Annotated in this window: 10 protein-coding genes; 3 read left to right on the top strand and 7 right to left on the bottom strand. The window is 65.7% G+C overall.

Features of this window, described 5'->3' with window-relative positions; all coding sequences use genetic code 11:
• Window positions 1–100: 100 nt before the first annotated feature.
• The 3 genes from hutH to AB7O82_RS33165 form a co-directional block, all read right to left on the bottom strand.
• Window positions 101–1,648, bottom strand: a complete 1,548-nt coding sequence (gene hutH / locus AB7O82_RS33175; RefSeq protein WP_428621294.1) for a histidine ammonia-lyase — start codon at window positions 1,646–1,648, stop codon at window positions 101–103.
• Between the two features lie 180 nt (window positions 1,649–1,828).
• A complete protein-coding gene (locus AB7O82_RS33170; RefSeq protein WP_428551656.1) occupies window positions 1,829–2,605 on the bottom strand; it encodes an SDR family NAD(P)-dependent oxidoreductase in 777 nt (258 codons plus the stop codon).
• A gap of 63 nt (window positions 2,606–2,668) precedes the next feature.
• Complete coding sequence (locus AB7O82_RS33165; protein WP_428551659.1) at window positions 2,669–3,229, bottom strand: DsbA family protein; 561 nt, start codon at window positions 3,227–3,229, stop codon at window positions 2,669–2,671.
• Window positions 3,230–3,506: 277 nt separating this feature from the next.
• Here AB7O82_RS33165 and AB7O82_RS33160 point away from each other — a divergent pair, with 277 nt between their 5' ends.
• Window positions 3,507–3,899, top strand: coding sequence for a hypothetical protein (locus AB7O82_RS33160; RefSeq protein ID WP_428551662.1), 393 nt, complete (start codon window positions 3,507–3,509; stop codon window positions 3,897–3,899).
• A 244-nt stretch (window positions 3,900–4,143) separates the two neighbouring features.
• On the opposite strand, the gene AB7O82_RS33155 is transcribed toward AB7O82_RS33160, so the two are convergent.
• Complete coding sequence (locus tag AB7O82_RS33155; RefSeq protein ID WP_428621292.1) at window positions 4,144–5,784, bottom strand: rhodanese-like domain-containing protein; 1,641 nt, start codon at window positions 5,782–5,784, stop codon at window positions 4,144–4,146.
• A gap of 98 nt (window positions 5,785–5,882) precedes the next feature.
• On the opposite strand from AB7O82_RS33155, the gene AB7O82_RS33150 reads away from it, so the two are divergent.
• Window positions 5,883–6,797 (top strand): cyclase family protein, encoded by a 915-nt coding sequence (locus AB7O82_RS33150; RefSeq protein WP_428551667.1) that lies wholly within the window; start codon window positions 5,883–5,885, stop codon window positions 6,795–6,797.
• Window positions 6,798–6,908: 111 nt separating this feature from the next.
• On the opposite strand, the gene AB7O82_RS33145 is transcribed toward AB7O82_RS33150, so the two are convergent.
• Window positions 6,909–7,697: a methyltransferase domain-containing protein gene (locus AB7O82_RS33145; RefSeq protein WP_428551670.1), complete on the bottom strand. Its 789-nt coding sequence runs from the start codon at window positions 7,695–7,697 to the stop codon at window positions 6,909–6,911.
• A 257-nt stretch (window positions 7,698–7,954) separates the two neighbouring features.
• Here AB7O82_RS33145 and AB7O82_RS33140 point away from each other — a divergent pair, with 257 nt between their 5' ends.
• The gene (locus tag AB7O82_RS33140; protein ID WP_428551673.1) at window positions 7,955–8,983 is read left to right on the top strand and encodes a methyltransferase; all 1,029 of its coding nucleotides are present in this window, start codon (window positions 7,955–7,957) and stop codon (window positions 8,981–8,983) included.
• A gap of 94 nt (window positions 8,984–9,077) precedes the next feature.
• Here the strand turns inward: AB7O82_RS33140 and AB7O82_RS33135 are convergent, their stop codons facing one another.
• Together AB7O82_RS33135 and AB7O82_RS33130 are read right to left on the bottom strand one after the other, a co-directional pair.
• Entirely contained in the window at window positions 9,078–10,235 is a 1,158-nt protein-coding gene (locus AB7O82_RS33135) for an FAD-dependent monooxygenase (RefSeq protein ID WP_428621291.1), read from the bottom strand.
• 249 nt (window positions 10,236–10,484) lie between these two features.
• Window positions 10,485–10,691: hypothetical protein (locus AB7O82_RS33130; RefSeq protein WP_428551679.1), on the bottom strand; the 207-nt coding region annotated here is incomplete at its 5' end.

The following is a 10,691-nucleotide window of genomic DNA, read 5'->3' as shown; positions in this document are numbered from 1 at the left end:
TTGTTCATCAGCATGCGCATCGGCGCTTCGGTGAGCCAGCTTTTGGCGGAGAGCGACGTGCCATGGGGAGCGCGGACGACGCGGGCGTTGTCGATGCGGGTCATGCGACTCCTCTTCGATCGAGCGTGGGCAGCAGGTCGCTGCCGGCGGCGCGGACGATCGCGCCGCCGGTAACCAGCGCCGTCGCCCTCTGGATATCGGGATGGAGATGCCGGTCCTCCTCGAGACGCGGCACGTCGCGGCGCAGCAGGGCTCGCACCGCTTCGAGCGGCGGGCTCGAGACGAGGGGACGCAGGAAGTCGCAGCCCTGCGCCGCCGCCAGCAGCTCGATGCCGACGATGGTGCGGGCGTTCGCCGCCATGTCGAGCAAGCGGCGCGCGCCGTGCGCGGCCATCGAGACGTGGTCTTCCTGGTTGGCCGAGGTCGGGATCGAATCGACGCTGGCGGGATGGGCGCGCTGCCTGTTCTCGGCGACCAGCGCGGCCGCCGTGACCTGCGGGATCATGAAGCCCGAATTGAGGCCGGGATGCGCGGTCAGGAACGCCGGCAGTCCCGACAGTGTCGGATCGACCAGCATGGCGATGCGCCGCTCGGCCAATGAGCCGATCTCGCAGATCGCGAGCGCGACGATGTCGGCGGCGAAGGCCACCGGCTCGGCGTGGAAGTTGCCGCCCGATAAAGCTTCGCCGCTGTCGGGAAAGATCAGCGGATTGTCGGTGACGCCGTTGGCCTCGGTCGCCAGCGTATCGGCGGCCTGCCACAGGATGTCGAGGACCGCGCCCATGACCTGCGGCTGGCAGCGCAGGCAATAGGGATCCTGGATGCGCTCGTCGCCGACGAGGTGCGAGGCACGGATCGCCGAGCCGGCCATCAGCCGGCGCAGCGACTCCGCCGTCGCGATCTGGCCCTTGTGCCGGCGCAGGCGATGGATGCGCGGATCGAACGGCGCATCCGAGCCTCGCGCCGCGTCGGTCGATAGCGCGCCGGTCACCAGCGCCGCGCCGAACAGGGTCTCGACCTCGAACAGGCCGGCGAGCGCATAGGCCGTCGAGAACTGCGTGCCGTTGAGCAGCGCCAGCCCCTCCTTGGCGCCGAGCTGCAGGGGCGCGAGTCCGGCCTCCGCCAGGGCCTCGGCCGCCGGCACGGTCCGTTCGCCCACGATCATGTGGCCGACGCCGATCATCGCCGCGCTCATGTGGGCAAGCGGCGCCAGGTCACCCGACGCGCCGACCGAGCCCTGGCACGGCACGACGGGCGTGAGGCCCTTGGCGAGCAGCGCCTCGAGTTGGCGCACGGTCGCGGCGTGCACGCCCGAGGCACCCTGCGCGAGGCTTGCCATCTTGAGCGCTATCATCAGGCGCGCGACGGCGACCGGCATGGGCGGGCCGGCACCTGCAGCATGCGACAGCACGATGTTGCGCTGCAGGGTGGCGAGGTCCGCGGCCTCGATGCGTACGTTGGCGAGCTTCCCGAACCCGGTGTTGATGCCGTAGACCGGTTGCCCCCGGGCGATGATCGCCGCGACCGCCTGCGCCGAGGACTCGATGGCGTCGTAGGCTTCAGGCGGCAGCGTCGCCGAGGCACCGCGATAGATGTCGCGCCAGTGGGCGAGCGGCACCTCACCTGGCGACAGGATGAGGGAGGTCATGCGAGATCATCCTCTTCCGGACCGCGGGCGTCTCGCCCGCTCATGGGACGTGCGGGCGAGACGCCCGCGGTCCAGAAGACGATGACTCGATCATGTCGCATGTCCGACCATTATCGACGCACAGCGCGTCGAACGCATTGGCTTCTTGCCGGCCGCAGGCGCGTCAAGCCGAACCGGCTGTCACCCGTGGCCGATGTAATCCATGCGCCCGCCATCGACCGTCAGCACCTGGGCCGTGACGAAGCCGGCATCCGGCGCGACCAGGAAAGCCACGGCGGCGGCGATGTCCTCCGGCGCGCCCACCCGACCGACCATGGTGCGCTCGCGCATCGACGCCACGCGCTGCGCGAACGCCTCCTCGCTGGCGCCGCGTCGCGCCATGTCGGTGACGATCCAGCCGGGACAAACCGCATTCACCGTGATCCCGGACCGTCCGAGCTCCAGCGCGAACCGTCGCGTCAGGATCAATACCTCCGCCTTCGTCGCAGCGTAGAACGTCGTGCCCGGGAGCGCCGTGCCGATGGCGGCGTTGGACGCGATATTGACGATCCGGCCGTAGGTGCGCGCCTTCATTCCCGTCATCACCGCCCGCACGGTGTGGATCACGCCGTCCACGTTCACGGCACGCATGCGCTCGAGTTCCGACGCATCGTAGGCCTCCAGCGTGGCGGGAGCGGACACACCGGCGTTGTTGACCAGGATCGACACCGTTCCCAGCTTTCCTTCCGCCTCGGCGACCATGGCCGCCACGGCAGCCGGATCGGCGACGTCGGCCTGCAGCAAGGCGGCCCGGCCGCCGGCCGCGACGATCTCCGCGCGCAACGTCTCGGCTTCCATCGAGCGCGCCACGTAGTTGATGCCCACGGCGGCGCCGCGCGCCGCCAGCCGACGGCAAATCGCTGCCCCGATGCCGCGCGAGCCGCCCGTCACGATCGCCACCTGCCCGTTCCAGTCCATGACGCAACCTCCGAACCTGCATCAACGTGAGTGCATGGCAACCACCCGTGTAATGGCCCGCGCTCAGGCGGCCAGCAGATGCGCTGCCCAATCCGAGACCTTGTCGCCGCTGCCGATCTCCGGCCGCACCAGGCCGTCGATCAGGAAAGTGGGCGAGACATGGATGCCGTTCTGCCGGGCGAGCTTGCAGTGCCATTTGATCTCGCGGTCCAGGTCGGGAATCGCGAAGGCGGCGGCCAGCTTCAATCCGCTGTATCTCTCGATCCGGGCAATGATGTCGCTGGGCGTGGCCTTCATGTTCGGGCCGCCGGCGTGATGGTCGAACTCGAATTCCTCGCGATGCGCGGCGACGGCGGCGAGCACCGCCTTCGCCGCCTCCTTGCCCGCCTCCAGGGTCGAGGCCGCGATCACGCAACGCGTCACCACGCCCGAGAACATGTGCCAGGGCTGAGACTGAAGCCGGAGCTTGATCGTGATCCTGTCGGGCCCTGCCTCGGCGAGCAACGCGTCGAGCTTGCCGAACGCTCGCACGGAGAACGGGCAGGTCGGCTCGAGAAAGACTTCGAAGACGCGCGGACCATGCCCCCACACGAGCGGATCGGCGCGCCAGGACGGTCGAGTCATTTGATCTCTCCGATTCGATAACCTGACGATCGGCAACAATAGCCCAAGTTCCAATGACCGCATTGATCGCTTCGCAGGCGCCGAGGCCGATGATCTCCTCGTCCAGGGAGAGTCTCTGGGAGCCATCGAACCAATCGTTCGTCGTTGTCGTGCCGTGTTCCTGTTTGATCTGGAGACCATTGTCGAGATCGCGGTCGAATCGGAGTATGGCGCTTTCAGGAAGTGGGGTGGCTTGATAGGGTCGCCTCCTTTCGAGGGGAGCGGGGGAGGGATTCCGATGCGACGCTGGCTCGTGAGCGCGGCCTTTCTGGCTCTGGCCGGGTGCGCGGCGACCTCACAGCAGACGGCCGATCGCGCCTATCCGCTGTACCAGGGCAAGCCGATCCGCAGCCTGATCGACCGCTGGGGGCCGCCCGAGGGATCGGTGCCGGGCGACGACGGCGGCTCCACCTACATCTGGCGCGATGCGCAGCCCTACGGCACGGGCGATACCGGGCTCGCCGCCGGTTCGGTCGGCAGTGCGCCGGTCGCGATGGCGATCCCGGATATCGCCGCTACCTCGTCGGCCTGCCGCGTCGCCGTCAGGGTCGATCCGATGAACCGCATCCTGAGCTGGCGCTTCTACGGGCCCAACAACACCTGCACCGGGATGATGCAGCGATTGGTGTAAGCCGTCCGCCGCCGCTCGGGGCAGCGTGACCGTCGCGGTCCGGCCGCCGCTCGACGAGACGCGCCGCATCATCGAGCCGCCCTCGACGCCCGACGGGCAATTCCCAGATCGTCGAGCACCAAGAACAAGGGGCGGCGACGGTGGCGCATCAGAAGCTGGAGCATGGCGACAAGACAGATTGGCATTCAGCCCACCATGCATCGAACTTCCCGTGTGACCAGCCCCGGCACCTTTGCCGCGCCAGTCACCCCGCGACCACGCGGAAGCGCTGGTCGTCATCCGTCGTCATCTGATTGACGAGGTCGATCTCCCAGGCGAGGTACTCGCGCATCGCTTCCTCGCGGCCCACGCCGCGCTCGCGCGCCGAGAGCACGACATCGACCGGCTCGCTGGCCATATGGCTCGCTCCGGTTTCGATTGGCAGGCCGGCCATCGCCCACGCCTCGGTGCCGCCCTCGAGAACCAGGATCGGCGCGGTTGCCGTCGCGCCAGTGCCAGCGGCGGCGGCCGCCAGATCGGCGGCCGCAAGCCGGGCCAAGGCGCCATCCGGCGATGTCAGCACAATCGCCTCGGCCTTCGGCAGCTTTGCCAGATCCTGGGGCAGCCGGCTGCGGATCGCGAACCAGGCGCCTGGAATGTGGCCCTGGGCATAAGTCCGGCTGGTATCGAGATCGACGACGGCCATGCGCCCGGCGGCCAGCCCGACGCGCAGCGCGGCCGGCGCGATGCCCGCGCCCGCCGTGGCGGCGGGATCGAGCCCGAGCACGCGCGGCACGTGAGGGCCACTCGTCCAGTCGCCGCCGGAGCCGTCGTCGGCCAGCACCGCCACGTCGTTGAAACCCATCTGCTTCAGCCACGAGGCGGTCATGGTTGCGCGCACGCCGTTGTCGTCGACCAGCACGACGCGGGCGTTCCAGGTGCCGATGTGGGCGTCGGTTTCCTGCACCAGCTGCCCGCCCGGCACCGAGCGCGCGCCGGCGAGATGGCCGGCCCGGTATTCCTCGGGCGTGCGGACGTCGAGCAGGTAGAGGGTGCGTCCGGCTTCGCCCCGCCAGGCGCCAAGCGTCGCCTTGTCGATCCGCCTTACGTCGCAGCGCGCGGCGACCCGCGACGCCGCCTCGGCGGCCGCTCGCCGTCCGCGCTCCGACACGTCCGCCGGCCGCCGCGTCGCGCCCTTCACGACCTCGAACCCGGCGAGGTGCCAGGCCATCGTGCCGTCCTTCAGCGACATGATCTTGTTGCGAAAGCCCGCGTTGCGCAGGGCCTGGGCGCCGATGATGCTGCGGGTGCGGCCGCCGCAATTGACGATCACCGTCGTGTCGGGCGACGGCACCATGTCGGTGAAGCGGTAAACCAGCTCCGCCCCCGGCACGCTGGTCGCGGTCGGGATGCTGTTGTTGTGGTACTCCTCGTAGGAGCGGCTGTCGAAGATCGCGATGTCGGCGCCGCGGTCGATCAGCGCCTTGAGATCGACTGCGGAAATCCATGGCGTACCGGCCTCGTACTCGACGACTTCGGCGAACGCCTTGCTCGGCACGTGAACGCCGCTGTAGAGGCGGTAGCCGGCCGCCTCCCAGGCGGCGATGCCACCCTCCAGCATCGCGACATCGCTGTAGCCGAGCGCGCTCATGCGTCGGGCGGCGCTGAGCGCCGATCCGTCGCCGCCCCTGTCACCATCGTCGCACCACACGACCCGGGTGCCGCGCCGCGGCACCAAGTCGTCGATCAGCAATTCGAGGCGGCCGAGCGGCACGCAGGAGGCCAGCAGCAGATGGCGGGCGTGAAAGACCCCTTCCTCGCGGGCGTCGAGCAGCGCGATCTCGCCGCCGTCATGCAGTTCCCGCTTCAGCTCGGCGGCGCCCAGCCGCTTTACGTCGCCCGTCATGCCTCGTCTCCCGCCCGTTGTGCCGCTTGGCTGCTCACGCCGTTTCGTGGAACATCTTGCTCGATTGCGATGCGGCGGTCGATCAACGGAGTGACGACATGAACGAGGTCCTGCACGATCATTCCAGCGGGGGGCATTCCCGCTGGGGACGAGACGACCAGCTGGGCGCGGGGAACCTGCTGACGCCCGAACGGCGCCTCTCGGCCCTGCGCTCGATCCAGACCGGCGCCCTCTACGATCTCAGCCACGAGATCAGCCCCAAGGCGCCGTTCCTGATGCCGAACCAGACACCGTTTCTTCAGTCGATCTGGGCATCCTGGCGCGATTCGATCAGGCGTCGCCGCGCCGCCGGTGCCACCAACGACGCCGGCTCGAACGTCGAGCGTGTCGAGATGACGATGCATGTCGGCACGCATATCGACGCGCTCGGCCATTTCAGCATTGGCGGCAAGCTGTACAACGGGCTGAACGCCAACGACGTGGTGACCGATTGGGGGCTCGAGCGTCTCGGCATCGAGCACATGCCGCCGATGATCAGTCGCGGCGTGCTGCTCGACGTTTCCGGATTGGATGGCGGCGCCTTCCTCGAGCCGGGCCGCGTCGTTGGGCCGGACGACCTGGCGCGGGCCGCCGATGCGGCAGGCGTGGCGATCCAGGCCGGCGACATCGTGCTGATCCGCACCGGCTGGGGGCGCTTCTTCGGCGTCGACAATTCGCGCTATCTCCAAGGGGAGCCAGGGATCGACGTGCCCGCCGCCCGCTGGCTGACCAGCCGCGACGTCGTCGCGATCGGCTGCGACAACATGGCGGTCGAGGTGCTGCCCAACCCGGACCGCGGCATCGCGATGCCGGTGCATCAGCACGTGCTCGTCGAGGCCGGGGTCCACCTGATCGAGAACCTCGCGCTCGACGAGCTCGCCCGCGACCGGATCGCGAGCTTCTGCTTCATCCTGCTGGCAGCGAAATTCAAGGGCGCGACCGGTTGCCCGGTGCGCCCGATTGCGTTGGTCTAGGGTCGAACCCCCATAGAGTCGTGCATCGCCGCGTCCGCTGCTGACCCACTTCCGGACATCGCAAACGTCGAGCGATTCGTCAGAGATGGGCCACTTGCGGAGATTCTGCGCTCACGAGCCCCGAGGACTTGCCGAGGTTTGCGGTTTGCGAACGCAGAACCTCGTGCGGCGATTGTCGCCCAACTCGCCTGGTCTCACTTGCGACCAGTTGCGCATCCTATCGTGTCTTGCTGGAGGAACTTCGCGGGCGATGTCCGCGTCGCGTGCCCGGATGCCTGCAAGGACTCCCTCCAAGAGCGGTTTCCACCCGTCGGTTTCCTCGTAGACTTCAACAATAAGACCCGCCGCCTCGAAGGCCCCGGTATAGTCCTCGAAGGCAGGGGCAGAGAGGGCGACGCTCGGCGCGCGCAATTCCCAAGTGGTCCCGCAAAAGCGACCGCCCGGTTTTAGAATGCGCCTAGCCTCGCGCAGAACGCTTTCCTTGTCTTTGGGAAACAGCAACACGTCGAGGCTCACCGCGCCATCAAAGGCATTGTCTGGGAGGCGGGTCGTGGAAATGTCCCGTGCCTCAAAGACTAGCTTGCTCGAATAGGGTTGGTTCGTGGTTTGCTCCTGCGCCAATCGGACCGCTAGGGGATCAATGTCGAGGCCCACGACGTCGGATCCAAAGGCACGGGCCAGATAGCGGCTCAAGCCGCCAGATCCACACCCAAGTTCGACAATCCGAGATGTTTCTTGCGGGTTCACATGGTCGGTCACAAACCGGATATCGTCGATGGTTGCCATCGTGGCGGGCGGAGCGGCCTCCTCCCATAAACGATCGCGATACACGTCTACCCAGATGGATCGAAGCGTGGAGCTTTCAACCATAGAGCGATAGGCCAGAAATGCCTCGTCCATCGTCTGCTCCATGATTGTCCAGCGCAAAGCCTCGGGGTTGTCCCAGACTACTCTCCCGCATAGTTCAGGCAACGCCCAATGTCTGAGATGGGTCAAACTCGGACATCGGGCCAGACGGTGTGGACCTGCTTCCTCATAGCAAGTCACGCCGCGATACCATGGCCGTGGTGCAACCCGGTTACCCATTCGAGGGGTGGTGCCCTTTGCGGGAGATCAGCAGCGGGGCATAGTGACCTTAGAAAAGTGGGGAGAAGGACATGGAAGACCAATCGCGGGCTCAAGCCGTGGCCACGCTTTACCAGATCGTCTCTGGCATGAAGACATCGCAGGCACTTCACGTAGCGGCAAAGCTGAACGTTGCAGATCACCTCTCCCAAAAGCCCATGAGGGCCGCTGAACTGGCGATTGCCACGGGAACAGATCCAGCGGCTCTGCATCGCTTGATGAGGGCACTGTGCGCGATTGGCGTTTTCGCAGAATCGAGCGGCGGTGAATTTTCGCTAAACCCGGCGGCCGAGATGTTACGATCCGATGTCCCAAGCTCGTTTCGTGCCGCTGTCCTATTCCTCGTGGGAGACGTGCGTTGGCGCTGTTGGGCAGATCTGCTCGGGGCCGTCCGTGCCGGAGTCGGAGGAGCGAAGGGCGCGCTTGGAATGGAACTATTTGAGTTCTACGCCGAGCATCCGGAAGAATCGGAGATTCACGATCAGGCGATGAGGGCTTTATCGTCGGCCCAGATAGGAGCGGTGCTTGAAGCGTTTGACTTTGCTCAGGCAGGCACCGTCGTCGATGTCGGTGGAGGCACGGGAGAGCTATTGGCTGCGATCCTGGCGGCAAATCCATCCCTTCGAGGAGTCTTGTTCGATTTACCTCATGTCGTCGCGCAGGCGACAGGTGTGCTAACCGACCATGGGGTTATCGACCGGGCGCAGGTCGTTGGGGGCAGCTTTTTTGAGAATGTCCCAGCCGGCGGGAACACCTACCTGATGAAGACGGTGATTCACGACTGGGATGATGCGCGGTCTATGACGATCCTCCGGAACTGTCGGAAGGCCATGACGTCCGGGGATAGGCTGCTAGTCATTGATCGGCAGTTGCCGGAACTTGGACAGCCGGGAACGCCGGGACACTTCCTGCCCGACCTTGAGATGCTGGTAATGTCCGACGGCGGACGGGAACGTACTCGCGAAGAATTCGCGAAACTCCTAGCAGACACCGCCTTTACGTTGGCCAAGACGGTGTCGACAAAGTCGCCACTTAGCATTTTCGAGGCCCATCCTATTTAGTGACTGGCGTTGGGCTAGCTTGTCGAGGACCAAGGCCGAACTTGACGTCTCGCTGTGGGCCATAAGACGACATGTTGTCACCCGATCAAGCCGATCAGATCGGAGCAGTCAACGCGTCGAAGGTCGCCAGGTCAGGCAAACGGCCCGCGGAAACGTCACGGGAGGGATCATAGGCATCGACATCGGTGTGGAACATCGCCGCCATGGCCGCAGAAGCATCGCTCACCCGGTTGACGCGCGGCATGCGGGCAGTCTCCCACCGCTGCAGCGCTGATACATGACCATCTCCATTCGCCACGGCGCGGGCCAGAAGCATCGCATCCTCAATCGCCATCGCGCCACCCTGAGCAAGGTATGGCAACATTGGATGCGCCGCGTCGCCCAGGAGGGAAGCGCGACCCTGGACCCAACTCGGCAAACGCGGGCGCCCGAAGATGCCCCATTTGAAGAGTCGGTCAGGCGGGGTGTGCCCAATCAGCTCCTGCACATCATCGTGGAAATCTGTGAACGCTTCCTGCAACTCGGCGAGGCGCGATGGAATTCGCCACCCTTCCTCCTCCCACGTTTCATGACGCGCGATTGCAACGAAGTTCATCAACTCGCCGCGTCGTACAGCGTAATTCACAATAAACCGCCCACCCCCGAACGACGCGCCGCCCATTGTCCGCAGTCGCTCCGGAAGGTCCGCCATCGGAACAAGCCCGCGCCAGGCGACGTAACCCTCGAAGTGCGGCGTATCACGAGCGAAGAGCATTGAACGAACAGTCGATCGAATACCGTCGGCCGCCACGACAAGATCGCTGGTGACGCGTTGGCCGTTGCTAAAGACGAGTGAAACGTTGTCGCTTCCTGTTTCCACAGCCAGTACTTGCCAGCCCAGATGAAGCGCATCTGGAGCCCGCCGCGCGAGCGCTGATACAAGCGCACGCTGAAGATCCGCACGGTGAATGCGCCAGTATGGGAAACCGGTCCGTCGCACACTCTCCGAAGGGTCATTGATTTTCAACACCGCACCGGTTCGGTAATGGCGATAGGCGCTGGTACTTGCGGCGACAGCATCGGCAGCCAGAACATGGCGCAACCCGAGATGGCAAAGGATCCGACTAGCGTTCGGCGCGATCTGGATGCCAGCGCCTTCGTCAGTAAGATGCTTGGCCTGCTCATAGACCGTCACATGCGCGCCAACGTCATGTAGCGCAAGGGCTGCAGTGAGTCCTCCAATCCCGGCGCCTATGATTGAAATGCGGTTCATCGACGTTCCCATCACGCCACCTAGCATTCTGACCAAGAATTTTGACCGGCAGTTTACTCCTTTGCCAGAGGTTCGCTGAGCCCGTGACCATGGTGGCGGTTCAGCGTTTCGTCGCGGGAACGTCACAAGGCCAGGGCAAGAAGTCCATCAGCCATTGGCACACATCTTGGTCAGGGCGGAATATGAAGCCGGACAAAGCGGTGCCGAGGTCCGCTCCGGGTCATGAGCGGAAGCGATGGCCTGTCGGCATCAGGTCCGCTTTCCTCCTGGAAGCCGACATCGCTTCGATTCAGGGCAATGTCGGCTTGGGCCACAAGCCGATCCACGCGGCTCGATCTCGCCGACTTGATCGGCAACCCGCTGCTCCAGTTCGCGGTTGCGTTTGTCGACCTCGCGGGACTGCACTTCCAATTGCTCAGTCCTCTCACGCAGCTCGCTTAGCAGCCGCGCGTTCTC

The organism is Reyranella sp., assembly GCF_050185545.1.
GTDB lineage: Bacteria > Pseudomonadota > Alphaproteobacteria > Reyranellales > Reyranellaceae > Reyranella.
This window is presented reverse-complemented; position numbering and strand designations above follow the sequence as displayed.

Excerpts from the sequence above, each read along its gene's own strand:
- AB7O82_RS33155 (WP_428621292.1), bottom strand. The coding sequence starts at position 5,784 with ATGACGGGCGACGTAAAGCGGCTGGGCGCCGCCGAGCTGAAGCGGGAA.
- AB7O82_RS33160 (WP_428551662.1), top strand. The coding sequence starts at position 3,507 with ATGCGACGCTGGCTCGTGAGCGCGGCCTTTCTGGCTCTGGCCGGGTGC.
- AB7O82_RS33140 (WP_428551673.1), top strand. The coding sequence starts at position 7,955 with ATGGAAGACCAATCGCGGGCTCAAGCCGTGGCCACGCTTTACCAGATC.
- AB7O82_RS33135 (WP_428621291.1), bottom strand. The coding sequence starts at position 10,235 with ATGAACCGCATTTCAATCATAGGCGCCGGGATTGGAGGACTCACTGCA.
- hutH (WP_428621294.1), bottom strand. The coding sequence starts at position 1,648 with ATGACCTCCCTCATCCTGTCGCCAGGTGAGGTGCCGCTCGCCCACTGG.
- AB7O82_RS33165 (WP_428551659.1), bottom strand. The coding sequence starts at position 3,229 with ATGACTCGACCGTCCTGGCGCGCCGATCCGCTCGTGTGGGGGCATGGT.
- AB7O82_RS33150 (WP_428551667.1), top strand. The coding sequence starts at position 5,883 with ATGAACGAGGTCCTGCACGATCATTCCAGCGGGGGGCATTCCCGCTGG.
- AB7O82_RS33170 (WP_428551656.1), bottom strand. The coding sequence starts at position 2,605 with ATGGACTGGAACGGGCAGGTGGCGATCGTGACGGGCGGCTCGCGCGGC.
- AB7O82_RS33145 (WP_428551670.1), bottom strand. The coding sequence starts at position 7,697 with ATGGACGAGGCATTTCTGGCCTATCGCTCTATGGTTGAAAGCTCCACG.